The sequence below is a fragment of the Streptomyces sp. NPDC046915 genome (assembly GCF_040644935.1).
Classification (GTDB): domain Bacteria; phylum Actinomycetota; class Actinomycetes; order Streptomycetales; family Streptomycetaceae; genus Streptomyces.
In genome coordinates this window covers 20,638-45,834 of sequence record NZ_JBEYXB010000029.1, presented here as the reverse complement: position 1 = coordinate 45,834, position 25,197 = coordinate 20,638, and the positions used below count along the sequence as shown (strand labels likewise).

The 25,197-nt window shown below is 70.3% G+C and carries 24 protein-coding genes; 11 read left to right on the top strand and 13 right to left on the bottom strand.

Going from position 1 to position 25,197, the window contains the following annotated elements; translation table 11 throughout:
* Window positions 1–13: 13 nt before the first annotated feature.
* Window positions 14–1,213: a helix-turn-helix domain-containing protein gene (locus tag ABZ915_RS43120; protein WP_361815113.1), complete on the bottom strand. Its 1,200-nt coding sequence runs from the start codon at window positions 1,211–1,213 to the stop codon at window positions 14–16.
* A 223-nt stretch (window positions 1,214–1,436) separates the two neighbouring features.
* Between ABZ915_RS43120 and ABZ915_RS43115 the strand changes: the two genes are divergently transcribed.
* Both ABZ915_RS43115 and ABZ915_RS43110 read left to right on the top strand, forming a co-directional pair.
* Entirely contained in the window at window positions 1,437–2,087 is a 651-nt protein-coding gene (locus tag ABZ915_RS43115; protein WP_361815110.1) for a carboxymuconolactone decarboxylase family protein, read from the top strand.
* A complete protein-coding gene (locus ABZ915_RS43110) occupies window positions 2,080–2,889 on the top strand; it encodes an SDR family oxidoreductase (RefSeq protein ID WP_361815108.1) in 810 nt (269 codons plus the stop codon). The genes ABZ915_RS43115 and ABZ915_RS43110 overlap by 8 nt, the downstream gene beginning before the upstream one ends.
* Before the next feature lie 90 nt (window positions 2,890–2,979).
* On the opposite strand, the gene ABZ915_RS43105 is transcribed toward ABZ915_RS43110, so the two are convergent.
* From ABZ915_RS43105 to ABZ915_RS43085, 5 genes are read right to left on the bottom strand one after another with little or no spacing between them, the layout of a single operon-like run.
* Complete coding sequence (locus tag ABZ915_RS43105) at window positions 2,980–4,257, bottom strand: ABC transporter substrate-binding protein (protein WP_361815105.1); 1,278 nt, start codon at window positions 4,255–4,257, stop codon at window positions 2,980–2,982.
* Window positions 4,258–4,262: 5 nt separating this feature from the next.
* Window positions 4,263–5,405, bottom strand: coding sequence for a branched-chain amino acid ABC transporter permease (locus tag ABZ915_RS43100; RefSeq protein WP_361815103.1), 1,143 nt, complete (start codon window positions 5,403–5,405; stop codon window positions 4,263–4,265).
* Window positions 5,402–6,292 (bottom strand): branched-chain amino acid ABC transporter permease, encoded by an 891-nt coding sequence (locus ABZ915_RS43095; protein WP_361815100.1) that lies wholly within the window; start codon window positions 6,290–6,292, stop codon window positions 5,402–5,404. Before ABZ915_RS43095 ends, ABZ915_RS43100 begins: the two co-directional genes overlap by 4 nt.
* The gene (locus ABZ915_RS43090) at window positions 6,289–7,095 is read right to left on the bottom strand and encodes an ABC transporter ATP-binding protein (RefSeq protein ID WP_361815097.1); all 807 of its coding nucleotides are present in this window, start codon (window positions 7,093–7,095) and stop codon (window positions 6,289–6,291) included. Before ABZ915_RS43090 ends, ABZ915_RS43095 begins: the two co-directional genes overlap by 4 nt.
* Window positions 7,092–7,850 carry an ABC transporter ATP-binding protein gene (locus tag ABZ915_RS43085; protein WP_361815094.1) on the bottom strand — a complete coding sequence of 253 codons (759 nt, stop codon included), beginning with the start codon at window positions 7,848–7,850 and terminating at the stop codon, window positions 7,092–7,094. The genes ABZ915_RS43090 and ABZ915_RS43085 overlap by 4 nt, the downstream gene beginning before the upstream one ends.
* Before the next feature lie 190 nt (window positions 7,851–8,040).
* On the opposite strand from ABZ915_RS43085, the gene ABZ915_RS43080 reads away from it, so the two are divergent.
* The 9 genes from ABZ915_RS43080 (at window position 8,041) to ABZ915_RS43040 (ending at window position 18,635) form a co-directional block, all read left to right on the top strand.
* Complete coding sequence (locus ABZ915_RS43080; protein ID WP_361815091.1) at window positions 8,041–9,336, top strand: helix-turn-helix domain-containing protein; 1,296 nt, start codon at window positions 8,041–8,043, stop codon at window positions 9,334–9,336.
* Window positions 9,333–9,938, top strand: coding sequence for a TetR/AcrR family transcriptional regulator (locus ABZ915_RS43075; protein ID WP_361815089.1), 606 nt, complete (start codon window positions 9,333–9,335; stop codon window positions 9,936–9,938). Before ABZ915_RS43080 ends, ABZ915_RS43075 begins: the two co-directional genes overlap by 4 nt.
* A 134-nt stretch (window positions 9,939–10,072) precedes the next feature.
* Window positions 10,073–10,996, top strand: coding sequence for an RNA polymerase sigma factor SigJ (sigJ, locus tag ABZ915_RS43070; RefSeq protein WP_361815087.1), 924 nt, complete (start codon window positions 10,073–10,075; stop codon window positions 10,994–10,996).
* Between the two features lie 15 nt (window positions 10,997–11,011).
* Window positions 11,012–13,123: an MMPL family transporter gene (locus ABZ915_RS43065; RefSeq protein WP_361815084.1), complete on the top strand. Its 2,112-nt coding sequence runs from the start codon at window positions 11,012–11,014 to the stop codon at window positions 13,121–13,123.
* Window positions 13,124–13,480: 357 nt separating this feature from the next.
* Window positions 13,481–14,290, top strand: a complete 810-nt coding sequence (locus tag ABZ915_RS43060) for a DeoR/GlpR family DNA-binding transcription regulator (protein ID WP_361815081.1) — start codon at window positions 13,481–13,483, stop codon at window positions 14,288–14,290.
* Between the two features lie 84 nt (window positions 14,291–14,374).
* Window positions 14,375–15,727 carry a sugar ABC transporter substrate-binding protein gene (locus ABZ915_RS43055; protein WP_361815078.1) on the top strand — a complete coding sequence of 451 codons (1,353 nt, stop codon included), beginning with the start codon at window positions 14,375–14,377 and terminating at the stop codon, window positions 15,725–15,727.
* Between the two features lie 81 nt (window positions 15,728–15,808).
* The gene (locus ABZ915_RS43050) at window positions 15,809–16,768 is read left to right on the top strand and encodes a sugar ABC transporter permease (RefSeq protein ID WP_361815075.1); all 960 of its coding nucleotides are present in this window, start codon (window positions 15,809–15,811) and stop codon (window positions 16,766–16,768) included.
* Window positions 16,769–16,857: 89 nt separating this feature from the next.
* The gene (locus tag ABZ915_RS43045; protein ID WP_361815238.1) at window positions 16,858–17,649 is read left to right on the top strand and encodes a carbohydrate ABC transporter permease; all 792 of its coding nucleotides are present in this window, start codon (window positions 16,858–16,860) and stop codon (window positions 17,647–17,649) included.
* Window positions 17,646–18,635, top strand: a complete 990-nt coding sequence (locus ABZ915_RS43040; RefSeq protein ID WP_361815072.1) for a zinc-dependent alcohol dehydrogenase family protein — start codon at window positions 17,646–17,648, stop codon at window positions 18,633–18,635. Before ABZ915_RS43045 ends, ABZ915_RS43040 begins: the two co-directional genes overlap by 4 nt.
* A gap of 8 nt (window positions 18,636–18,643) precedes the next feature.
* On the opposite strand, the gene ABZ915_RS43035 is transcribed toward ABZ915_RS43040, so the two are convergent.
* The 7 genes from ABZ915_RS43035 to ABZ915_RS43005 form a co-directional block, all read right to left on the bottom strand.
* Window positions 18,644–19,057, bottom strand: a complete 414-nt coding sequence (locus tag ABZ915_RS43035) for a cytidine deaminase (RefSeq protein ID WP_361815235.1) — start codon at window positions 19,055–19,057, stop codon at window positions 18,644–18,646.
* A 72-nt stretch (window positions 19,058–19,129) separates the two neighbouring features.
* On the bottom strand, window positions 19,130–19,945 hold the full coding sequence (locus ABZ915_RS43030; RefSeq protein WP_361815069.1) for an ATP-binding cassette domain-containing protein: 816 nt from the start codon (window positions 19,943–19,945) through the stop codon (window positions 19,130–19,132).
* On the bottom strand, window positions 19,942–20,943 hold the full coding sequence (locus ABZ915_RS43025; RefSeq protein WP_361815066.1) for an ABC transporter ATP-binding protein: 1,002 nt from the start codon (window positions 20,941–20,943) through the stop codon (window positions 19,942–19,944). The genes ABZ915_RS43030 and ABZ915_RS43025 overlap by 4 nt, the downstream gene beginning before the upstream one ends.
* Window positions 20,940–21,809 (bottom strand): ABC transporter permease, encoded by an 870-nt coding sequence (locus ABZ915_RS43020; protein WP_361815063.1) that lies wholly within the window; start codon window positions 21,807–21,809, stop codon window positions 20,940–20,942. Before ABZ915_RS43020 ends, ABZ915_RS43025 begins: the two co-directional genes overlap by 4 nt.
* Window positions 21,806–22,750, bottom strand: coding sequence for an ABC transporter permease (locus ABZ915_RS43015; RefSeq protein ID WP_361815060.1), 945 nt, complete (start codon window positions 22,748–22,750; stop codon window positions 21,806–21,808). Before ABZ915_RS43015 ends, ABZ915_RS43020 begins: the two co-directional genes overlap by 4 nt.
* Before the next feature lie 13 nt (window positions 22,751–22,763).
* Window positions 22,764–24,287, bottom strand: coding sequence for an ABC transporter substrate-binding protein (locus tag ABZ915_RS43010; protein ID WP_361815057.1), 1,524 nt, complete (start codon window positions 24,285–24,287; stop codon window positions 22,764–22,766).
* A gap of 293 nt (window positions 24,288–24,580) precedes the next feature.
* Entirely contained in the window at window positions 24,581–25,192 is a 612-nt protein-coding gene (locus tag ABZ915_RS43005) for a helix-turn-helix domain-containing protein (RefSeq protein WP_361815054.1), read from the bottom strand.
* Window positions 25,193–25,197: the final 5 nt, after the last annotated feature.

Sequence of the window (25,197 nt, the reverse complement as noted above, 5' to 3'; positions counted from 1 at the left end):
ACCACAGGCGCGGTCAGCGCATGATCGACGGCGAGTCCGGACCCGAGAGCTCGCGTGGGGATGTCCTGAGCTCGCGTGCCGCCAGCGCCCAGCTGAGCTCCACCGCGGTGTCCGGAGCGTCCAGGCTGGTGCCGGTCAGCTCCTCGAAACGACGCAGCCGGTAGCGGACGGTGTTGACGTGGACGTGTGCGCCGCGGGCGACTTCGCGGATGCGCCGTCCCTTCTCCAGGTATCCCCGCACCGACTCCTCGATGAGCGCACCGAACTCCCCCTCCGCCTCCAGTGGGCGCAGATAGCGTTCGAGCAGCAGCTCGGCGAGTTCCGGTTCGGCGACGACGGCCACCCGCCAGGACAGGTCGCTCAGGTCGTACACACCGCGCAGAGCGTACGCACGGGCGGCTTCCAGCAGCCTGCCGGCGGCGCGGAAAGAGCGGTGCGCCGCGGCCAGGTCCGTCGGCGGACCGAGCCCCGCCGTCACCTCCAGGTCACCGAGCTCCGGCTTTGCCTCGACGACTCCGGCGACCGCCTCGTCCAGCACGATGAACAGCGCTCCTCGTCCGTGCCTGCGGCCGTGGAACTCCAGGGAGCGTTCCAGCGCGTCCGGAGCGACGTCGCCGTTCGAAACAGCCCTGATGGCCCGGTACGGCCGCGACGGGTCCAGTCCGTAGATCGCCGCACCGCTGTGGATCTCCGCCGTGCTCAGCGTCCCGTGGAGCAACCCGCGAAGGAAGTCGGCGCGGCGGCGGGCGTCGAGCAGGGCGGAGGCGACCTCCGCCTGCCGGTGGACGGCGGTGATCCGCAGGCTCGCGACGTCCGCGAGCTCCCACAGGCACTTGGTGCGGTCGACGATGAGGCCGGGGTCCAGCTCGCGTCGGGTCGCCTCCGCGATGAACAGATCCCGTATCGCGCTCAGCGCCCGGCGAAAAGCGCGGAGCCCGTCGCTGAGCGGCACACCCCGGGCGGCCCGGTCCCGGGCCACATCGGCTTCGTCGAAGTCCTCCGGCGCGGGCACCGTCCCCGCTCGCAGCACCGTGAGAGCCCGCTGGAAGTGCCGATGCCAGATCTCGTCCAGGAGTTCCCGCGGGACCGCGCGGTAGGAGGGGATGTGGCCCGCCAGATCCGCGTGCAGGCGCCCGCCCAGGTGCCACTGCTGCGCGGCCATGGCGGCGATGACCCGTTCGAGAGGCGCCGTCGCACGCGACTGTACGGGCATGGACCTCACCTGCGCCCCTCCGGTACCGACCGTTGTACACCTCAACAATATGCCGACCTCCGGCCTTGGCCGGGAAGCCGTCGACAACCCCCCGCCGCCGAAAGCACAGTGGCACGACGGCGGAAGGAGCGCACCGGCGCACACACGGCAAGACGCCGAGCGGCCGCGCCCGGACCCGCCCTCGTACCACCGCCCCACCCTGACGACCGAAGCGGAGACCGTCATGACCGACGAGCACCATCACCGAGCCCCCTCGGCCGCGGCCGACACCGGGCCGCGGCTCGCGCCCCTGCCCGAGGACCGCTGGGACCCGTCCACCCGGGAGCTGCTCTCCCCGATCCCCCGGGACGCCGACGGCCAGGTCGCCCACGTCTTCACCACCTTGGTGCGGCACCCCGACCTCTTCCGGTACTTCCTGCCGTTCGGCAGCCATCTGCTGCGCGACGGCCGTCTTCCGGCCCGGACCCGGGAACTGCTGATCCTGCGCACCGCGTGCAACACCCGGGCCGGTTACGAATGGGGGCGCCATGTGCCGCTGGCCCGGACCGCCGGGGTCACCGACGAGGAGATCCGGCGGGTCGGCGCGGGTCCGGACGCCCCGGGGTGGACACCGGCCGACGCCACCCTGCTGCGTGCCGCCGACGAACTGCACCGGGACGCACGCCTGTCCGCGGCCACCTGGTCCGCGCTCGCCACCGACCACGACGAGGCGCAGCTGATCGAGGTCACCATGCTCGTCGGTCAATACCACATGGTCGCGTTCTTCCTGAACTCTGCCGGGACCCGGCTCGAACCCGGCTTTGAGACGGAGACTCTGCCGACGCCCACCACAACCGGCTCGGACGCGACGGAAGGGGCACAGGGGGATGCCTGAGTCCCGGAACGAAGCGGCCCACCCCGTCGGCCTCCTGGCCGGCCGGAGCGTCCTGGTCATCGGCGCGGGCACCCGCCCCACCGACGATCCGAAGGCCCCGGTGGGCAACGGGCGGGCGGTGGCCGTGCTCGCCGCCCGCGAGGGAGCCTCCGTGGCCTGCGCCGACGTCTCCCCCTCCGCCGCGGCGGCCACCGCCGCGCTGGTCGGTGAGGAGGGCGTCCGTGGCCTCCCCGTGGTCGGTGACGCCACGGATCCCGGCCAGTCCTCGGCCATGGTCGCCGAGGCCCTCCGCGAACTCGGCGCGCTCGACGCGCTCGTGGTCAACGTCGGCATGGGCCTCGGCGTGGGCCTGGCGGAGACCTCACCGCAGCAGTGGGAACGCGTGCTCTCGCTCAATCTGAGCGCTCCCTTCCTCGCCGCCAAGTACGGACTGCCCGTGATCGCCGACGGGGGCTCGATCGTCTTCGTCGGCTCCGTGGCCGGGCTGCGCGCGGCCACCGGCTCACCCGCCTACGACAGTTCCAAGGCAGGCCTGTTCGGTCTCACCCGCCATGTCGCCAAGGAGGGTGGGGCGCGCGGGATCCGCGCCAACCTGGTCGTCCCGGGGCTGATCGACACTCCGATGGGACGCGAGGCCTCGGCCCGGCGGGCGTCGCGTGCCACCTCGTTCAGCCGCATACCGCTCGGACGCCAGGGCACCGCCTGGGAGGTGGCGGAGGCGGTCACGTTCCTGCTCTCCGAACGCGCCTCCTACATCACCGGGCAGAGCCTGGTGGTGGACGGGGGGCTGAGCGCCGTCTGAGCACGTGGCGCCTGTCCGCCGTGCCGCCGGTCGACGGGGCGGGGGCGGTCCTCAGGGTTGAGGGCATCGACCGGGACCGCCCCCGCCGGTTCAGTTCGTCAGCGGGCCGAACTCCTCGCGGGTGTCCACCGGCTTGCCGAACAGCTGCCACCGCTCGCCCTTGAACCGCATCAGCTGCATCGTCTCGAGCGGGAAGGCGTCGCCGTGGCCCGTGGACATGGTGACCCCGGGCAGCAGCAGGCCCACCTTCACGTCCTTCAGGTTGCGCACCGCGTCCCTCAGCCCTTCCCTGGTCGGGCACTTCATCGCGTCCAGGGCCTTGTGCAGGCTGGAGGCGACGGCCCAGCCATAGGCGTTGAACTGGTTGGCCGGGTCGGCGTCCGGGGCGTACTTGTGCAGGGCGTTCGTGTAGGTCTTCATCTCGGGGTCGTTCGCCCACTGCGGGTCGGCGGGGTCCTTGAAGTAGGTCGCCGAGACCACGCCCTGCACGTTCTTGAACCCGACGGGCTGGAGCACGGCGGCGGACGAGGCCACGTTGTTCACGATGTGCAGCGGGTTCCACCTGGTGTTCCTGGCGTCGGCGGCGAGGGCCTGGCTGCCGAACTTGGGGGTGGTGACGTCCAGCAGCACGTCCGCCTTGGAGCGGGCGAGGTTCGCCATCTGTGCCGACACGGACGGGTCGGTGACCTCGTAGCTCTCCTCGGCGACCACCTTGACGCCGCTGCCTGCGACGGCCTTCTTGAACCCGCCGAGCAGGTCCTTGCCGAAGTCGTCGTTCTGATAGAGGACCGCCACCCTGGCCTTGTGCCGGTCGTCCTTGAGGTACTTCGCGTACACCCGTGCCTCGGCCACGTAGTTGGGCTGCCACCCGATGGTCCAGGGGTGCTTGTCGTCCGTGCCCCAGACGGAGGCACCCGTGGCGACGAAGGGCTGGGGCACCTTCTGCTGGTTGAGGTAGTCCCAGACGGCAGCCGTGGACGGGGTGCCCAGGGTCTGGAACACGGCGAAGACCTTCTCCTGCTCGACGAGTCTGCGGGCCTCCTCGACCGCCTTGGGCGGCTGGTAGCCGTCGTCGCGGACGATGAACTGCACCTTGCGGCCGTCTATGCCGCCCTTGTCGTTGACGTACTTGAAGTAGGCGGCGACGCCCTTGCTGATCGTGCCGTACGCGGAGGCGGGGCCTGACAGCGGGTAGATCCCGCCGAGCTTGATGGTGCTGTCGGTGATGCCGGTGGTCTGCTGGCCCTTGCACGCGCCACCGGCGGCGGTGTCCTGGGCGTCCTGTCCTCGTCGGCTGTTGCAGGCGGTCGCGGTGAGCAGGGCGGCGGTCACGGCCGCGGCGGCCCGCAGAGCGGTCGTCTTGCGCATGTGATTCATTCCTTTTCCGTACGGGGCGGTGCGCCCACTGGTTCGGCGTCGGCAACTGCGGGGTCGGCAGGGGCGGGGGTCGTGGCGGGTCCCGATCCGGCCCGGGACTCCGGTTCCGCATCGGGTGCGGTCTCGGGCGTCCGCTCGGGGGTGGCGGTGGTGCGGGGCAGGCGACGGGCGACAGCGCCCAGGACACGGCCCGGCAGACCGGCCAGTCCCGTCGGGGCCACGAACATCACCGTGATGATCAGCAGGCCGAACACCACTCCCGGTGCCGCCTCGCTGACGTCCTGGGAGACGCTCGGCACGTACATCACGAACGCCGCCCCCAGCAGGGGGCCGTACAGCGAGCCGAGCCCCCCGACCACCAGGCCGGCCAGCAGGGTGATGGACAGCACGAAGCTGAAGGAGTCCGGCGAGACGAAACCGATCACCCAGGTGTACAGACACCCGGCGACACCCGCGAACATCGCGCTCCACGCGAAGGCGAGGGTCTTGTGCAGCGACAGCCGCACGCCCAAGACCTCGGCGGCGCTCTCGTCGTCCCGCACGGCGAGCAGTGCCCGGCCGACGCGGGACCGCAGCAGGTTGCGGGCGAGCAGCAGGGCCACCGCGGTGACGGCGAGGACCACGAAGTACATCCACTGGTCCTCGGCCAGACCGCTCCACGCGGGCGGCCGCAACTTGTCCACGGTCAGGCCCATCGACCCGCCTGTCACCGGTTCGAGCCGCTTGAGCAGGGGCGGCAGGAACACCGCGAACGAGAGGGTGACCAGGGCCAGGTACAGCCCGCGCAGCCGCAGCGCGGGCACTCCGAACCCCAGGCCCAGCAGGAAGCATCCGGCGGCCGCGACCGGCAGCGTGGCCAGGTGGCCGGTGTCGTACCGGTCGAGCATGACCGCCGCCGTGTAGGACCCCGCCGCGAAGAACGCGCCGTGCCCGAGCGAGATCTGCCCGCCGAAACCGACCAGCAGGTTCAGACCGGCCAGCGCGACGGCGTACAGGAGCACCATGGTCAGCTGGAAGACCTGGAAGGGGGCGAAGTAGAACGGCGCGCCGACGGTGAGCGCTGCCGCGAGCAGTACGGTGAGCGCGGCTCCCAGGTGGCGTGCGCGGTCCGTGCCGAGTGTTGCGGTGACCGTGCTCATGCGCGCTCCACCGCCGCCCGTCCGAAGAGGCCCTGGGGCCGCACCAGCAGCACCGCCAGAATGATCACCAGGGGGACGCCCACCTTCAGGTCGGCACCGATCACGTCCACGTACGCCCCGGTCAGCGTTTCGGCGACCCCCACGAACAGGCCGCCGACGACCGCGCCGACCGGGCTGTCGAAGCCCCCGAGGGTGGCCGCGGCGAAGGCGTAGATCAGTACCCCGCCCATCATGTTGGGCTCCAGGAACAGCACCGGGGCGACGAGCACGCCCGACACCGCGCCGACCGTGGCGGCCAGCCCCCAGCCGAGCATCAGCACCCGGCCCACCCGAATGCCCGACAGCCGGGCGGAGGCCGGGTTGCAGGCGACCGCCCGCATCACCAGGCCGATGGAGGTGTGCTGGAACAGCAGATACAGCAGCCCCATCACGACGGCCACCACGCCGATGATCCCGAGCGTCGACCAGTCCACGCGCACCCCGGCCAGGTCGAGCCCGCCGTCGGGGAACGGCTGCGGGAAGTCCTTCACGGTGAACGACCAGATCAGGCCGGCCAGCGCGTTGACGAAGATGAACAGGCCGACCGTGACGATGACGACCGTCAGCTCGGGCGCGCCCCGCACTGGGCGGATGACGATCCGTTCGACCAGCATGCCGCCGGCGAAGGACACCGCGAGGGTGACCGGCAGCGCCAGCCAGAACGGCATCCCGGACGCCACCAGCTGCCAGGCGACGTACGTGGAGAGCATGGCCAGCTCGCCCTGCGCGAAGTTGACGATCCCGGTGAACCGGTGGATCAGTACCAGGGCCAGCGCCAGACTGGCGTACACCGCGCCGGAGCCCAGTCCTTCCACCACTTGCTGGAGGAGATCGGTCACGGCGCTCACCCGGCCTTCCCGGAGCGGACGGAGACACCGAGGTACACCTCGGCGACCTGCCCGTCCTCGCGGATCCGCGCGGCCGGTCCGGACAGCACCAGGCGGCCGGCCTCCAGTACATGGGCCCGGTGCGCGATGTCCAGCGCGAGCCGGGCGTTCTGCTCGACGACGACCACGGTGGTGTGTTCCTCCTCGTTGACGGCACGGACGATCTCGAACAGCTCACGGGTGACCAGTGGCGCGAGCCCCAGGGACGGCTCGTCCAGGAGCAGCAGCGAGGGCCGCGGCATCAGCGCCCTGCCGATGGCGAGCATCTGCTGCTCCCCGCCGCTGAGGCTGCCGGCGGCCTGACGCGACCGCTGGCGCAGCCGGGGGAAGTAGTCGTAGATCCGTTCCAGGTCGGCCGCCACGGCCGCGCGCTCGGCACGGCCGCGCCGCCGAAGACCGGTACGCAGGTGGGCGCCGACGCGCAGGTTCTCCTCGACGGTCAGGTCGTTGAAGGTGCCCCGGCCCTCGGGTACGTGTGCCACACCGAGCCGGGCGGCCTGCTCGGGCGAGCGGTCCAGCAGTTCCGTGCCGTTCAGGGTCACCGAGCCGCGGCCGCGGACCATGCCGCACAGCGCCCGCAGCGTCGTGGTCTTGCCGGCGCCGTTGGGTCCGAGGATCGCGCACACCTCACCGCGGGCGACGGAGAAGTCGAGGCCCTGGAGCACGCGGGCCTGGCCGTATCCGGCGTGCAGGCCCGCCACCTTCAGGAAGTCCGGCTCCGCGTTCACCGCTGTCTCGGTGCGGCTGGTGGTGGGCTCGGTCATGCGGCCGCCCCCAGGTACGCCTCGACGACCGCCGGGTCGCGCTGGATCTCCTCCGGCGTCCCCTCCGCGATCTTGCGGCCGAAGTCGAGGCACACGACCTTGTCGCACAGCCCCATCACGAACCCCATGTGGTGTTCGACCACCACGAGCGTGAGGTCGAAATCCCGGCGCACCGACCGGACCAGATCCGCGAATTGGCCGACCTCGCCGTGGCTGAGCCCGTTGACGGGTTCGTCGAGCAGCAGCAGCCGGGGCCGTACCGCGAGCGCCCGGGCGAGTTCGACGCGTTTGAGCGTGCCGAACGGCAGCCCGGAGGCGGGGTGGTCGGCGACGTCCGCCAGACCGAGCCGTCGTAGCAAGTCGTCCGCCTGGTCACGCAGTTCCCTCTCCTCCCGCCGGACGCGGGGCAGCCGGAGCGCCGCGGCGAGGTGTCCGGTGTGCCCCCGGCTGTGGGCGCCGACCATGACGTTCTCCCGGACCGTGAGCCGCGGGAACAGGCCCAGGTTCTGGAAGGTGCGGGCGATGCCGCGCCCGGCGACGGTGTGCGGGGGGAGGGCCAGCAGGTCCTCGTCCTCGAACCGCACTTCTCCCCCGTCGGGAGTGCAGCGCCTGGTGAGGCAGTTGAACAAGGTGGTCTTACCGGCTCCGTTCGGACCGATGAGCCCCACGGCGGTGCCCGGCTCGACGGTGAACGCGACACCGTCCAGTGCCGTGATCCCGCCGAAGCGCACGGTGATACCGTCGACCGCGAGCATGAGTGACGCCCCTTCCGACGTGCTGGGGGGGGTGGGCGAGCGTCACAGTAGGTGGGGGCGTTCGGGCCGCACATTGGGTGTGAACACCCAAGTTCTCGGTCGCCGGACTGTGCGCCGCGCACAGGTGCCGGGGGATGTCTCACACCGAGCCTGTTGACGGAGCACGAGGTGGACGGCGACGATCGGCGCCATGCCTCGCGGTCCCGCCCTGGGCGCTTCCCAGCTCTCCGAACCGCTCCGCCGGGAGCGGTGGCGGATCCTGCACGCCGTCCACGACCGGGTCGAGGAGGTGGCGGAGACCGCCGTCGAGGTGATGCGCGCGGAGATCCCGTCGTACGCACTCCAGGACGACCGGTTCTTCGACGAGGTGCGGGCACAGGTGCTGGAGCACTACCGGATGCAGTTGGCGGCGCTGGTCGGCGACCGCGACATCGCTGCCGAGGACCTGGTCTTCAGCCGGGCGGCAGCCATGCGCCGAGCACGCGCCGGGTTCGCGCTGGAGGACTGGATCAGTGCCTTCCGGGTCGGCCGGCAAGTGATGTGGGACGCGCTGCTGGACTGCGCGGGTACGTCCGCCGAGGCCCAGCAGGCCGCGCTGTCCCTCGTCACCCCGCTGATGCGGTACGTCGACTACGCCAGCACCCATGCCGCGCAGGCGTACGTCGAGTACCAGCAGCATGTGGTGGCGGACGCGGACCGGGAGCGCCGGGATCTCCTCGATCAGCTGCTGGCAGGCGTGGCACCGTCGCGCGGTCCGCTGTTCGCCGCGGCACAGGCGTACGGCATCGGACCGCGCTCGCCGATGATGGCGGTCGTGGCGGTCTGCGTCGGTGACACGCGCACGGGGGACCACACCTCGGCCGAGAACGGGTATGCCACCAGCGCGTCGATCAGTGTCGCCGGGCCCTGGGCCGGCCGGACCCTGGTCGTCGTGCGCCACGGCGAGGTGGTGGCCGTACCCGTGCTCCGGGCCGGCATGGACGCTGACGACGTATGCGCCCACTTCGAGGCTCTTCAGGAGCGACTCGCGCGGAAGGGCACCCTGCTCTGCATGGGCATCAGCACGGTCGCCCGCGGCGCGTCCGAACTGCCGCGCGCGTACGAGGAGGCGCGGGCCGCTCTCGACCTGGTGCCGAGCGGCGGCGGGGTGGCGGCGCTGCCGCGGCTGTCCCCGTTCGACTACCTGGCGCTGCGCGCCGACGACCTCGCCCGCCAACTGGTCGATCCCCGGGTGCGTGTGCTGCTGGAGGAGGACCGCAGACGGGGCGACACGCTGGCGACCACCATACGGGCCTTCGCGGAGGCGGACCTCAATCTGCGGCTGGCCGCCGACCGGCTGCGGGTGCACCACAACACGGCGCACTACCGGTTGCGCCGCATCGAGGAACGCACCGGCCGAAATCCGCGCCGGATCGCCGACCTCCTGGAACTACTGGTCGCCCTCGCCATCCGCGACGGCGCCGGCGAAGGTGAGGACTGCCAGTGAGCGGCATCGTGTCGGAGGAGCACGCCGGGCAGCGGGGAACGGTCCGGCGTGCGCTGCTGGACGCCGCCCTGGAGGTGTTCACCGAGCGCGGTTACACCGACGCCGGTCTCACCGAGATCGCGGCGCGCTCCGGCATCCCGGTGGGCAGTCTCTTCCAGCACTACGGCGGAAAGCGAGGGCTCTACCTCGCGTTGTGGGAGGAGTTCCGGGAGGAACAGGAGCACCGGACCGCGGCAACGCTGACCGTCGAGCGCAGCCGTGGCGTGGACGACCCCATCGCCCTCTTCGTGGCCGGAGCCAGGGCGTATCTGGGGGGCGCCTGGGACAACCGGAGGCTCGCCAGGCTCCTCACGGAGGACGACGGCCCGGCCGGCTTCGACGCGCTGCGCCGCCAGTGGGACCGCGCGTGGGTACGACGCAACGCCCGGCTGCTGGAGGTGGACGAGCGGCGACGCGCCGGCCGGGTCCGGGTGAGCGTACTGACCACCGTCATCGGCGGGGCCGCGCGCGAGCTGGGCGACTGCGAGGACGAGACGGAGGCCCGGGAGATCGTGGACGAGGTGTGCGGCATCCTGATCCATCTGTCGGCACCGCCCGACTGACCCTGCCGCCGTGGTGTCCGTATGGCACCGCGGGCCATCGGTGAGATGTGGATCACATTTCGTGAGTGGATGTCACACTCCGGGTGCCTGGCTGCCTCTGAGTTCGGAATGCGACCGCGACGGGAGGCCCTGCGATGTCCGACACCCCGCCAGACCCAGTGGCGAACACTGCGACACAGGTGTTCAACGACCACCGAGAGCTGCTGTTCTCCATCGTCTACAACATGCTCGGCAGCGTTGCCGACACGGAGGACGTGTTGCAGGAGACATGGCTGTCGTGGACGTCCAGAAGCCAGGCACCCGACACGGAGCGGATCGACCACCCGCGCGCCTACCTGGTGCGGATCGCGGTGAACGGGGCCCTCTCCCACCAGGCCCTCCTCAGCCGCCGCCGTGAGGCCTACGTCGGGCCATGGCTGCCCGAGCCGCTCGTCGGCCCCCTCACGGACACGCCCGCCCCCGACGACGCCGCTGATGCGGCGGTGCGCGCCGAGTCGGTGTCGATGGCACTGCTGGTGGTCCTGGAAACCCTCACTCCGCTGGAACGCGCGGTGTTCGTCCTGCACGAGGTGTTCGGCTATGCCCACACCGAGATCGCGAGAATCCTCGGCCGCAGTCCCTCGGCGATACGCCAGCTCGCCCATCGCGCCCGCGAGCACGTCCACGCCCGGCGCCCCCGCTACGAACCCGACCCGCAGGTCCGGCAACAGGTCACCGAACGATTCCTGGCCGCCGCGCTCGGCGGCGACCTGGAGGCCCTCCTCCAGATCCTGGCGCCGGAGGTGACCCTGTGGGGCGACGGCGGAGGCAAGGCGGCGGGGGGTCTGCGGCCGCTCCACGGCCGGGACAAGGTCGCCCGGCTGCTCGCCGCCCTCGCGCCCCACTCCGGCGCGGGGCTGGAGATCGCCTACCGACGTGTCAACGGCGCCCCGTCAGCGCTGCTGTTCGCCGGCGACACCCCGTTCGCCGTCCTCGTTCTCGACCTCACTCCGGACGGCGACCAGGTGTGCGGGATCTACGCCATCGCCAACCCCGACAAGCTCTCTCACGTCGGCTGAACACGGGGGAATCCAATGCTGCGAAAGATGGCGTCCTTGCCCAGTGGCAGGGTGGCGAAGTGGGTCGTCCTGCTCCTCTGGACGGCGCTGCTGGTTCCGGCCCTGATGCTGGCCGGCAAGCTCGGCGACGTCGAGAACAACGACAACTCGGCCTGGCTGCCCGGCAACGCGGAGTCGACCAGCGTCGTCGACCGGGCCGAGAAGTTCCAGCCCGCAGACACATTGCCCGCGATTGTGATCTACGACCGGCCCGAGGGCATCACCTCTGCCGACATGGCCAAGGCCCGCGCCGATGCCGAAGCCTTCAAAGGCATCGAAAACGTCGTGGGGCAGCCGCAGGGTCCCGTGAAGGCCCAGGACGGCAAGGCCATCCAGACCGTGGTCCAGATCCACAAGGACAAGACGGGATGGGAAGGGATCGGGAAGGTCGTCGACGCGATGAGCGACGTCGGCGAACGGAACACGGGCGGCCTCGGGTTCCACGTCACCGGACCGGCCGGCCAGGCATCCGACTCGATCAAGGCCTTCAGCTCAGGAGGCGGCCTGACCACGATCACCGCGTCGGTGGTGGTCGTGATCCTGCTGCTCACCTACCGCAGCCCGGTGCTCCCGCTGCTGCCGCTGCTGACCGTGGGCGGCGCCCTCGTGACGTCGGAAGCGGTGATCTACCTGCTGGCGAAGAACGCCGGACTCACCGTCAACAAGCAGACCGGCTTCATTCTGACCGTGCTGGTGTTCGGCGCCGCCACCGACTACGCGCTCCTGCTCATCTCGCGGTACCGAGACGAGCTGGGGCGGCACGAGGACCGGCACGAGGCGATGGCCCAGGCTCTGCACCGCTCGGGTCCCGCGATCATCGCCAGCGCCGCGACCGTCGCCGTCAGCCTCATGCTGTTGACCCTGGCCACCCTGAACTCCACCCAGGGACTCGGGCCCGCCTGTGCCGTCGGCGTCCTCGTCGGGCTGCTGGCCATGGTCACCCTGATGCCGGCCCTGCTGGTCATCTGCGGCCGCTGGATCTTCTGGCCGGTGAAGCCGTCGTACGGATCGGCCGGGGCAGCCGGGGAAGGCATCTGGACCCGGGTCGGCACCGCCGTCTCCGGCCGACCGCGGATCGTGTGGATCGGCACCGCGCTCGTCCTCGGCGCCATGGCGATCGGGGCGTTGGGGCTGAAGGCCGACGGGCTTTCCAACAAGGACCAGTTCACCGACAAGCCACAGACGGCCGTCGGCGAGGAGATCCAGTCCAGACACTTCCCGGCCGGGTCGGGTGACCCGGTCTACGTGGTGGCCAAGAGCGCCTCGGTGCAGCAGGTGAGGTCCGCGCTGTCCGGCGTCCCGGGAGTCGCCGCCGTCTCGACGCCGATGATCAAGGATGGCGAGGCCTTCATGCTCGGGGAGCTCGAGGACGACCCCAGCAGCACGGCCGCGATGCGCACCGTCGAGCGGGCCAGAAGCGCGGTCCACGGGATCGAGGGTGCGGATGCCCGAGTCGGTGGCAACACGGCGGTCATTCTCGACACACAAGAGGCGGCCGCCCGCGACTCCGAGGTGATCATCCCCGTCGTGCTGGTCCTGGTGTTCCTCATCCTCGCGCTGCTGCTGCGAGCGATCGTCGCACCGCTGCTGCTCATGGCGACGGTGGTGCTGTCGTTCGGCGCGGCCCTCGGCGTGAGCGGTCTGGCGTTCGACCACGTGTTCCACTTCGCCGGGGCGGAAGCCTCCTTCCCGCTCCTCACGTTCGTGTTCCTGGTCGCCCTGGGCATCGACTACAACATCTTCCTCGTCACCCGGGTGCGCGAAGAGGCACTGCTGTACGGCACCCGGCGCGGGGCGCTGACGGGCCTGTCCGCCACCGGGGGTGTGATCACCTCAGCGGGCCTGGTACTGGCCGGCACCTTCGCGGCGATGGCCTCGCTGCCGCTGGTCTTCGCGGCCGAGCTCGGGTTCGCGGTGGCCTTCGGTGTGCTGCTGGACACCATGATCGTCCGCTCGGTGCTGGTCACCGCGCTCACCCTGGACGTGGGTCGATGGATGTGGTGGCCCAGCAAACTGTTCAGGCATCACGACGACCCCCGGCCGCCGGCGGACAAGCCCGGCCTGGAACCCGCTGTCAGAGCCGTCTGACAACGTTCCGCCCCGGGCCTTCTGGCGGCGGCCAGGAGGCCCGGGGCATCAAGGAGAACGAGTCGAGAGCGGGAATCCTCCGGCCGCGCGACGGCGGAGAGACCGGGTAGCGGGGCCGGATCCCAGCCGGATGTCCGGATCCGTTCGGGAGAACAGGCAGCGAACGGGCACGAATCGGTCGGCTGGCGGGCAGCGGCCTCCCACGTCCTGGAGCCCTCCACGGTGTCGTCCAGGGGCTCCCCGTCCTGGAAAACGGGCACATTCGGTCATGAAGCGCTCTACGGCGAACCTGGCCACCAGGGGCGATCGCCTTGTAGAAATTTGGCCACCGGGACCCCGACGGGTAGGGCTCCGGGAATGAGCCGGCGCAGTCACGACGCGCGGAGCGTGAACGGAGGTGTCACCGTGGACGCCGAGGAACGAAGACGCGGAATCCTGGAAACAGCACGCCGCTTTGGATCCGTGGACGTCGGAAAGCTCGCCGCCGATCTCGGGGTCTCGAAGGAGACCGTGAGGCGCGATCTGAACCTGCTGGAGGACCACGGGCTGGTCCGGCGTACCCACGGCGGCGCCCATCCCGTGGAGAGCGCGGGCTTCGAGACCACGCTCGCCTTCCGCACCACCATGCACGTCCCCGAGAAGTCCCGGATCGCGGCCGCCGCGGCCGCGCTGCTGGGGGACGCCGAGACCGTCTTCGTCGACGAGGGCTACACCCCGCAGCTCATCGCCGCCGCCCTGCCCCGCGACCGGCCACTGACCGTGGTCACCTCCTCCCTGGCCACCGCGGGTGACCTGGCTTCCGCCCAGAACATCACCGTGCTGCTGCTCGGCGGCCGGGTGCGGGGCGGGACGCTGGCCACGGTCGACCACTGGGCGACCCGCATGCTGTCCGGCTTCGTCATCGACCTGGCGTACGTCGGCGCGAACGGCATCTCCCGCGAGTACGGACTCACCACGCCGGATCCCGCCGTCAGTGAGGTCAAGGCCCAGGTGCTCAGGGCCGCCAGGCGCCGGGTGTTCTCCGGGGTCCACACGAAGTTCGGTGCCGTGAGTTTCTGCCGCTTCGCGGACGTCACCGAGTTCGAGGCGATCGTCACCGACGCCGGCCTGCCCGCCTCCGAGGCTCACCGCTACTCACTGCTGGGCCCCGAAGTCATCCGCGTCTGAGCCGCGGTTCATCTCCGTATCCCACCGCCCCGCACGTCCGGGGCCTGGTTCCCCACGCCCTCGAAACACCCACTGGAGTCAGTCATGCGCACCAGAAGAATGACCCATGTCCTCGTCACGGCCACGGCCGCGAGCTCACTGCTGGCCGGCTGTAGCGGGGCCGGCGGCTCCTCCGGCTCCGGCGGCGGCAAGAGCATCAACGTGCTGATGGTCGGCAACCCGCAGATGGAGGACATCGCCAAGCTCACGAAGGACACCTTCACCAAGGACACCGGCATCAAGGTGAACTTCACGATCCTTCCCGAGAACGAACTGCGCGACAAGGTCACCCAGGACATCGCCACCCAGGCCGGCCAGTACGACGTCGCCACCATCGGCGCCTACGAGGTGCCCATCTGGCAGAAGAACGGCTGGCTGCACGAACTCGGCTCCTACGCCGACAAGGACGCGAGCTTCGACAAGGCCGACCTGCTCAAGCCGATGGTCACCTCCCTGTCCGGCTCCGACGGCAACCTCTACGCCCTGCCGTTCTACGGCGAGTCGTCCTTCCTCATGTACAACAAGGACGTCATGAAGGCGAAGGGCATCACGGTGCCCGAGCACCCGACCTGGCAGCAGATCGCCGGCATCGCCGCCAAGGTCGACGGCGCCGAGCCCGGCATGCGAGGCATCTGCCTGCGCGGTCTGGCCGGCTGGGGCGAGCTCGGCGCGCCGCTGACCTCCGTGGTCAACACCTTCGGCGGCACCTGGTTCACCAAGGACTGGAAGGCCCAGGTCAACAGCCCGGCGTTCAAGAAGGCGACCAACTTCTACGTCGACCTGGTCAAGAAGCACGGAGAGGCTGGAGCGGCGCAGTCCGGCTTCACCGAGTGCCTCAACGCCATGAGCCAGAAGAAGGTCGCGATGTGGTACGACGCGACCAGCGCGGCCGGTTCCCTGGAGGACCCCAGCGCCAGCAAGATCGCCGGCCATGTCGGCTACGCCTACGCACCGACCGTCGAGACCAAGAGCAGCGGTTGGCTGTGGAGTTGGGCGTGGGCCATGCCCAAGACCACGAAGAAGGCCGACGCCGCCTCGAAGTTCATGCTGTGGGCCTCCAGCAAGAAGTACGAGAACCTGGTCGGCGCGAAGCTCGGCTGGGCGCGCGTCCCGGCCGGCAAGCGGGCCAGCACGTACGAGATTCCGCAGTACCAGAAGGCCGCGGCGTCGTTCGGTGACATCACCCTGAAGTCCATCGAGGGAGCCGACCCGGCCAACCCGGGCGTCCAGCCCAGGCCGACGGTGGGCATCCAGTACGTGGCCGTCCCCGAGTTCCAGGACCTGGGGACCAAGGTCACCCAGGAGATCTCCGCAGCCATCGCCCGCAAGACCAGCGTGGACAAGGCGCTGAACGACGGCCAGAAGCTCGCCGAGGACGTCGCCAAGAACTACAAGTGACCCGCTCGAACCGCCCGGCCGGTCCTCCCCCCGGCCGGGCCCCCTCCCCCACCCCGGCCGTCACCGGCAGAGGAATCACCCATGACCGCGCTCACCGCTCCTCCCAAGACAGCACCACCGCCCAGCCGCCCGCGCACGTCCGCCGGCGCCGGCAAGTGGCGGCGCCGCATCCCGCTGCTCCCGGCGCTGATCTTCACGATCATCGTCACGCAACTGCCCTTCGTGGCCACGCTCGTCATCTCCACCTTCCAGTGGAACATCCTCAAGCCGGGCGACCGGCACTTCATCGGCCTGTCCAACTTCAAGTTCGTCTTCACCGACGAGCGGCTGCGCACAGCGGTACTCAACACCATCGTGCTCACCGCGTCGGTGGTGCTGATCAGCGTGGTCCTCGGCCTCGGCCTCGCGATGCTGCTCGACCGCCGGTTCCTCGGCCGCGGTCTGGCACGGACGATGCTCATAGCGCCGTTCCTCGTCATGCCGGTCGCCGCGGCGCTGCTGTGGAAGCACGCCATCTACAACCCTGACTACGGCCTGCTCAACGGCACCCTCAACGCCGTGTACCGGCTTTTCGGAGCCGCCAACGGCCCCACGATCGACTGGGTGTCCTCCTACCCCATGCCCGCCGTCGTGGTCTCACTGGTCTGGCAGTGGACCCCCTTCATGATGCTGATCCTCCTCGCCGGCCTTCAGGCGCAGCCCGGTGACGTCCTGGAGGCGGCCCGCGTCGACGGGGCGTCCGCCATGGCGACCTTCCGCCACATCACCCTGCCCCACCTGCGCCAGTACATCGAACTGGGCGTCCTGCTCGGCACGATCTACGTCGTGCAGACCTTCGACGCGGTCTACACCATCACCCAGGGCGGCCCCGGCTCGCAGACGACCAACCTGCCCTACGAGATCTACCTGACCATGTTCCGCAAGTACGAGTACGGCCAGGCGGCCGCCGCCGGGGTGGTCGTCGTGCTCGGCTCGATCGTGATCGCGACCTTCGCGCTGCGCACCATCGCGTCGCTGTTCCGCGAGGAGGTGTCCCGATGACTCACGCAGCCGTCGCCACGCCCGGCGCAAGGCTCAGGAAGCTCATCCGCCGCCGCGACGACCACGGCGGTGCGCCGAAGCTGTCGCCGATGTGGACCTTCGTCGCCTGGCTCGCCACGCTGGCGTTCTTCGCCCCGGTGGCATGGATGGTGCTCACCTCCTTCCACCAGGAGGCGGACGCGGCGACCAACCCGCCGACCCCCTTCGCCGCCCTCACCCTCGACCAGTACAAACTGCTGTTCAGCCGGGACATCACCCCCTTCCTCCTCAACTCGGCCATGGCCAGCGTGATTTCGACGCTGCTGGTGCTCGCCCTGGCGGTGCCGACGGCCTACGCGCTGTCCATCAAGCCGGTCCAGAAGTGGACCGACGTGATGTTCTTCTTCCTGTCCACCAAGTTCCTGCCGGCCATCGCGGCCCTGCTGCCCGTGTACCTGATCGTCAAGGACGCCGGGATGCTGGACAACGTGTGGACGCTGATCGTCCTCTACACCGCCATGAACCTCCCGATCGCGGTGTGGATGATGCGCTCGTTCCTCGCCGAGGTGCCCAAGGAGATCCTGGAGGCCGCCGAGGTCGACGGCGCCAACCTGCTCACCGTGCTGTGGCGGATCGTCGCGCCGGTCGCCATGCCGGGACTCGCCGCCACCGCGCTGATCTGCTTCATCTTCAGCTGGAACGAGTTCATGTTCGCCGTCAACCTGACCGCGACCAACGCCTCGACCGCGCCCGTCTTCCTCGTCGGCTTCATCACCAGCGAGGGCCTGTTCCTCGCCCGGCTCTGCGCCGCCGCCACATTGGTCTCCCTGCCGGTCCTCATCGCCGGTTTCGCCGCCCAGGACAAACTGGTCCGCGGCCTGTCCCTAGGAGCAGTCAAGTGAAAGCCGCTGTCATCGAAGCCCCCGGCAAGGTCACCGTCACCACGGTGCCCGACCCCACTCCCGGGCCGCGCCAGGTCGTGGTCCAGGTGGCGGCCTGCGGGCTGTGCGGAACCGATCTGCACATCCTCCAGGGCGAGTTCGCACCGACCCTGCCGGTCGTGCCGGGCCACGAGTTCGCCGGGGAGGTCGTGGGCCTCGGCAGTGAGGTCACCGAACTCGCGATCGGCGACCGGGTCGCCGTGGACCCGTCGCTGTACTGCAACGAGTGCCGCTACTGCCGGGCCGGCCGCAACAACCTCTGCGACCGGTGGCAGGCGATCGGAGTGACCGTTGCGGGTGGCGCCGCCGAGTACGCCGTGGCGCCCGTCGCCAACTGTGTACGGCTGCCGGACCATGTGGACGTCCAGGACGCGGCGCTGATCGAACCGCTGTCCTGTGCCGTGCGCGGCTACGACGTGCTCAACACCAGGCTCGGCTCCCATGTGCTGATCTACGGCAGCGGGACGATGGGCCTGATGATGCTGGAGCTGGCCAAGCGCACCGGTGCCGCTTCGGTGGATGTCGTCGACGTCAACCCGGAACGGCTGGCGACGGCCGAGAAGCTGGGCTGTTCCCAAGCCGCGCTCTCGGCCGACGAGTTGGGGCGGCCGGCCGGCTGGGACGTGGTCGTCGACGCGACCGGCAACGCCGCGGCCATCCAGGACGGCCTGGAGCGGGTCGCCAAGGCCGGCACGTTTCTCCAGTTCGGTGTCTCCGACTACGCGACGACGGCCACCATTTCGCCGTACCGCATCTACAACCAGGAGATCACGATCACCGGCTCCATGGCGGTACTGCACAGCTACGAGCGCGCGGCGGAACTGTTCGCGGCCGGGGTGCTCGATCCGCAGGTGTTCATCAGCCACCGGCTGCCGCTGGCGGAGTACCCCCAGGCGCTGGACCGGTTCGCCGCCGGCCAGGGACGCAAGATCGTCGTGCTGCCCTGACCTTCGGTCTACTCGGCCTCGAGCTGGTGGTCGGCCCAGACGTAGCTTTCGGGCAGCAAGTCGGTGATGCGGACGGTTCGGATGCGCTCGTTCTCACCGACGATGACCTTGAGGGCGGGAAAGTAGTCGAGAAGGACTTGGCGGCATCGACCGCACGGGGGAACGACCCCTCGGTCGCGGTCGCCCACGGCGACGATCGTGTCGAGCTCGTAGGCGCCCTGGGCGGCCGCCGTGCCGATGAGGACAAGTTCGGCGCAGGGGCCTCCGGTGAAGTGGTACGCGTTCACCGCGGTGACGATCCGGCCGTCCCGGGCGCGGGCCGCGGCTGCCATGGTGTGGTTGTCGCCCCGGCATCGAGTGCGCGCGACGTCTGCCGCGGCCTGGATGAGTTCGTGGTCGACGGAGTGGGTCTGCATGGTCATCATTCTCTGCCATCGTCAGGTGTCGGACGACGTTGACCCGCAGTGATGTTGCTGTGCAAGCGGATATCGGGTTCAGCCAGGAGTTGCCGGTCGACGTGTCGGCAGCCAGCCCTCGCGCGGGACGGCTGCCAACAGGTCGCGGGTGTAGGGGTGTTCGGGCGCGGTGAGCACCTGGTCGGTGGTGCCGTGCTCGACGACCCGGCCCTGGTGCATCACGATCAGCTCGTCGGTGACCTGCTGGGCGACGGCCAGGTCGTGGGTGACGAAGAGATAGCCGATGCCGAGTTCGTCGCGCAGGTCGGCGAGCAGGTTGAGCACCTGCGCCTGGATGGACACGTCGAGCGCGGAGACGGCCTCGTCCAGGACGAGGATCTTCGGCCGGGAGACCAGGGCGCGGGCGATGGCCACCCGCTGACGCTGGCCACCGGACAGGGCGCTGGGCGTCGAACGTGCCATACGTGCGTCCAGGCCGACCTGGTCGAGGAGATCGGTGGCGCGGGTGCGGCGCCGGTCGCGGTCGGGTTCATGCAGGCGCAACAGCTCGTCGATGCCCTGGCCTATGGTCTGGCGCGGGTCGAGGGAGGTGTAGGGGTCCTGGAAGACGAGCTGGATCCGGCAGGCGCGACGGCGGCGCTCGGCGCGGCCGAGGCGCGTGGGCCCTCCCGTGATCAGCGGCTCGCCGTCGATTTGGATGGTGCCCGCTGTCGGGGTCTCGAGACCGACCAGCATCCGGGCGACGGTCGTCTTGCCGGAACCGGACTCGCCGACGACGCCCATCGATCCACCGGGCGGGAGGGTCAGGGACACGTCGTCGACCGCGATCCGGCCGCCGGGGAACTCTTTGCGCAGGCCGGTGGCTTCGAGTGCGGGAAGGACCGTCTCGATCATGACGTCGTCTCCAGGAGGCTTCCGGCGGCGGTGAGTTCGGCCGCGCGGTGGCAGGCGACCAGGTGCGTTCCGTGCGCTTCGAGCCGTGGCCGCTGCGTGCGGCAGTCTTCTTCGGCGAAGGCGCAGCGGTCGGCGAAGACGCATCCCGGCCCGGCCTCGAAGGCCGACAGGGGCCGGCCGGGGAGGCTGACCGGGCGAGCTCGGGTGCCGATGGCCGGGCGGGAACGCAACAGGCCTGCGGTGTAGGGGTGTCGGGCGTGGTGGTGCAGGCCCTTGGAGGGGGCGAGTTCGACGATGGTGCCGGCGTACATCACCGCGATGCGGTCGGTGACCGCCGCCGCGAGGTCGAGGTCGTGGGTGACCAGCACCATGGCCAGGTGATGCCGGCGGCGCTGCTCGTCGAGGATGGCCATCACCTCCTGCTGCGTGGTGACGTCGAGGGCGGTGGTGGGCTCGTCGGCGAGCAGCAGCCGGGGTTCGGCGGCCAGGGCCGCGGCGATCATCACCCGTTGGAGCAGACCTCCCGACAGCTGGTGCGGATACTGGTGGAGCCGATGCTCCCCGTCGGCGATGCCGACGTCGGCGAGATGCCGGATCGCCTGTTCGGTGGCCTGCCCGCGCGCAACACCACGGGCCCGCACCAGGACTTCGGTGAGGAAGTCGCCGACCGTGCGCACGGGGTTGGCGGCGGCGCGCGGATCCTGCGGGATCATCGCCACCTCGCCGGCCCGGAAGGCACGCAGCTCGCGCGGGTTCATGGTGGTCACGGAGCGTCCGTCGAAGGTGACGCCGCCTTCTGTACGGGCCCCTGCGGGCAGCATGCGCAGCACGGCCTTGAGGCTCATGGACTTGCCCGACCCGGACTCGCCGACCAGGCCGAGGGATTCACCGGGCCGCACGGCGTAGGAGACATCGTGCAGGACGGTCCTTCCGTCGGCCAGGCCGACTCGAAGGCCCGTGATGTCGAGCAGTTCCTCTTCCTTGACCGACGCTCTCATGCGCGTACTCCTGCCGGGTCCGAGTCGCTCGCCCGTTCGCCGATGGTGTTGACGGCGAGCACGACGACGATGATCAGCAGTCCCGCGGACAGCGACTGCCAGGGTGCGCCGCCGAGCAGCGCCGACTGGCCCTGGGCGACCATCAGGCCCCATTCCGCGGAGGGTGGATGGACGCCCAGGCCCAGGTAGGAGACCGCAGCCAGGTCCACGAGCGCCGAGCCGAAGGCGATCGCGGCCTGGGCGCGGATCACCGGCCACACGGCCGGGGCCAGGTGGCGCAGGCAGATGGCCCAGCCGCCGAGGCCGTGGGTGCACAAGGCCTCGATGTAGGGGAGGTTGCGTTCGCGTACGGCGATGGTGCGGGTGACGCGTGCGATGTACGGCGTGTACGCGAGGGCGAGCGCGGTGACCGGGGCGAGGAAGCCGGTGCCGATCATCGCGACGGCCAGGACGGACAGCAGCAGGCCGGGGAAGGCGAAGAAGAAGTCGAGGACCCGGGTGGTGATCGCGTCGAACCAGCCGCCCAGCCATGCGGATGCGACACCGAGAGCGGTGCCGAGGACGGTGGCCGCCGCGATGATCAGCGTGGGGCCGAGCAGGCTGAGGCGGGCGCCGTACAGCAGCCGGGACAGGACGTCGCGGCCGAGGTCGTCGGCTCCCAGCCAATGGGCTGGGGAGGGACCGGAGTTGGCGGCCAGGATGTCGGTCGCCGCCGGATCGTACGGGGCGATCAGCGGGGCGAGCGCGGCGGCGAGGGCGAGGAGGACCAGAGCGGTGCCGAGCACGGCCGACACGGCGTCGACGCGGCCGCGCCGTCCGGGCCATCCGGGACTTTCCGCGGGGAGTGGGAGTGCTGTCGCGGTCATCGGGCCTGCCTTTCGCGGGTCTTGGCCGCGCCACGGATCCGCGGATCGAGCGCGCGGTGCAGAAGGTCGGTGGCGGTGGTGGTGACGATGAAGGCGGCCACCATCAGCAGGCTGATCGCCAGGACGACGTTGCTGTCCTTGCCGGCCACGGACTGGACCAGGAACGAGCCGATGCCGCCGATACCGAAGGCCTGCTCCACCACGACCGTGCCCGCGATCAGGCCGGCGACCGCGAGTCCGGACACCGTGGTGATCTCGGGCGCCGCGTTGCGCAGCACGTGCCGGCGGAAGACTCCGCCCGGGCTCAGTCCCCGGGAGCGGGCGATGGCCACGTGCTCCTGGCCGAGTTGTTCCCGCAGGGCGGCGCGCACGACCTGGGCCAGGTAGGCCGCCCAGGACAGGGCGAGCGCGAGGGCGGGCAGGACCAGCCCGCGCAGTCCGCCGACGCCGGTGGAGATCGCGGGCAGCCAGCCCAGCCAGAGCGCGAAGACCTGGACGAGCAGGGCCGCCGCGACGAAGGACGGGACGGCGACTCCGACCCCGGACAGGACGGGGAGCACGACGGAGCCGGGTCGGCTCACCGCTCCCAGGATCCCGGCGCCGACCCCGCCGATCAGGATGAACAGCGCGGTCAGGCCGACCAGGGCCAGGGTCTGGCCGACGCGGGGTGCGAGGAGCGAGGAGACGCTCTGCTGGTACTGGAGCGAGGTTCCGAAGTCGCCGTGCAGACAGCCTGCCAGCCAGTGGAGGTAGCGCAGGGGCAGGGGCTGGTCCAGGCCGTGGGTGTGGCGGATCGCCGCGATCTGCGCGGCGGTGGCCCTGGAGCCGGCGAGCCGGGAGGCCGCGTCGCCCGGAGAGGCCGCCAGGGCGACGAAGATGACCAGGCTGGACACGAACAGGGTCAGCAGGGCGCCCGTGATGGTGCGGAGTGCCGCGCGCATGGTGCAAGCCCCTTCAGTTGGCCGAGCCGATGACGGCGAGGGAAGGCTGGAAGATCTCGGCGGTGGTGAGCGGGGCGCCGGTGACGCGCTTGTTGAGGTAGGTGACCTCGTTGATGCTCAGCAGCGGGACGGACCAGGCGACTGCCTCGTACCGGGCCTGTGCCTGGACGATGTACTCGGCGCGCTCGGTGGCGTCCGTCGTCTTCCGGGCCGTGCCGATCAGATCGGCGGTTCTGGCGTCGTTCCAGCCGATCCAGTTGAACTGGCCGTCCGGCACCGGGCCGAGGGCGAGGTAGTCCAGCGGGTCGGCGACGCTGAGGAAACCCTTGGTGAGCAGGAAGTCGATCCCGGCCCGTGCCTTCGGGTCGTAGAAGGCCGTGCTGAACTGGAGCGGCTGCATCTGCTTGATCTGCACCTTGAGCCCGATCTTGCGCGCCTGCTCCTGGATCAGGGTCACGGTGGTCACCTCCGTGGCGTCCCCGGCCTGGACGCCGATGGTCACGGTGGAGTTCTTGAGGGGGCTTTTCGCGAGTTCCTTCCTGGCCGCGTCCGGATCACCGCCGGGACCGGGCTTGGCGAGCTCGTCGTACGCGCTCCGGAAGGTCTGTCTGGCCTTCGCGTCCCATCCCGACGGCGGGATGAAGGTGTAGAGCGGTGTGGCGCTGTTGTGGAAGACGGCGGTGGCGAGGGCTTCGCGGTCGATGACCTTGAGCAGGGCCAGGCGTATGTGTTCGTCCTTGCCCGCGGGCGTGCCGTTGGGGGCCAGTTGGTACGAGCCGAGTCCGGAGCCCCGGTGGATGGCGCCGGTCGGTGTGTTCGTCAGGGCGGGGATGGCGGCGGCCGGCACACCGAAGGCGCCGTCGAGCTGGCCGGACTTCAGGCCGAGGGTCAGGTTGGTGGTGTCGGCGACGAAGGAGACGGTGACCGTGGCCGCGCGGGCACGGAAGGCCTTGTCCCAGTAGGCGTCGTTGCGCACGAGCCGGATGCTGGTGTTGGCCTTCCAGTCGGCGAGCTTGAACGGGCCGGTGCACATGACGCCGTTCGCGCCCTTGCCGTAGGAGGCGCCCTTCTCCTTGATGAAGTCGGCCTTGGCGATGACGCCGGAGGTGGCCGCCATCTCCTTGTTGAACAGCTCGTCCGGCTGTTTGAACCTGACCGTCACCTCGAGCGGGCCCGTGGCCTTGATGGAAGTGACGTTCACGAAGTTGGGGAAGTTGTTGGAGGCGACCTTCTGGTCGAGGTTGCGGTTCAGGCTGTAGGCCACGTCGGTGGCGGTGAGGGGCGAACCGTCCCAGAACTTCACCCCCTTGCGGATCGTGTAGACCAGGGTGGTGGGGTTCGGGTTGCTCCAGGAGGTCGCCAGGCCGGGGGCGTAGGAGAGGTCGGCCTTCATCCGCACGAGCGTGTCGCAGAGGTTGGCGACCATCAGGTTGGAGCTGTAGTCCCCGGCGTGCGCGTAGTCCAGGCTTGCGGGCTCCCCGGTGGGCAGGTCCCAGTGGAGGGTGCCGATGTCGCCCTTGGCGGCCGCCGTGGTCACGTCCACGATGGGTGAGGCGCCGGAAGAGGCGCTCCCCTGGGAGCCGGCCGACTGTGCGCCGGTGCATGCCGTGAGCCCCAGCAGGGGGACGGCGGCCAGGAGGGGCAAGCGGGATGCGCGGTGCTTCGGGGACACAAAAGCCTCCCAGGGAAGGGTGCGGTGCGGCATGAGGCCGGGGAAGGCCGACACAGGGCCCGTCCCGCTCTTCGCGGTTCCCTGACAGTGACAGGGCTCGAATACCTTGTCAATGAAGACAAAGTAACGACGAGGTTTCCTCGCCCCACTCCCCCGCGTCAGCCCCGGGACGCCCCACCCGACGTGACGGCACCCAGTTGCGCCACCAGCGCCTCGCCCGCCACGCGGATCAGCCCGCCCGACCCGAGCGGTCGATCCAGGTCGGAGATCACGGCGTTGCCGAGCGCCAGACACAGCAGGCCGTACGCCGTGCCGCGCCGCGCGCTGGGCACACTGTCCGGGAACTCGGCAGCCAGCCCGGAATCGATCGCACCCAGCATCAACCGGTAGCCGGACATCATGGCCTCACGAAGTTTCTCATCGCTCTGACCTGCCCTGATGAGCTCCAGGATCACCGCGCTCTCGTCGCCCGCACCCAAGAACCAGGGCCCGAACAGATGGTCCATCGCAACCCCGAGGCGGTGCTCGGGCGGCGCCTGCTCCACGGCGGCGGCGAAGGCCCGGTCATCGCGTTCCTGCACCCATTCCACGAGCGCGAGCAGCAGGTCGTCCCGGTTGCCGACGTAGTGCCGGACATGACTGCGGCTCAGCCCGGACTCCTCGGCGATCTTCTCCAGCGTCGCGCCGGCCAGCCCGTTCCTGGCCAGGCATCGGCTCGCCGCCTCCAGCACCTGCTGCCGCCGCTCGGCGGCCAGACTCGGGCGCCCCATGACTG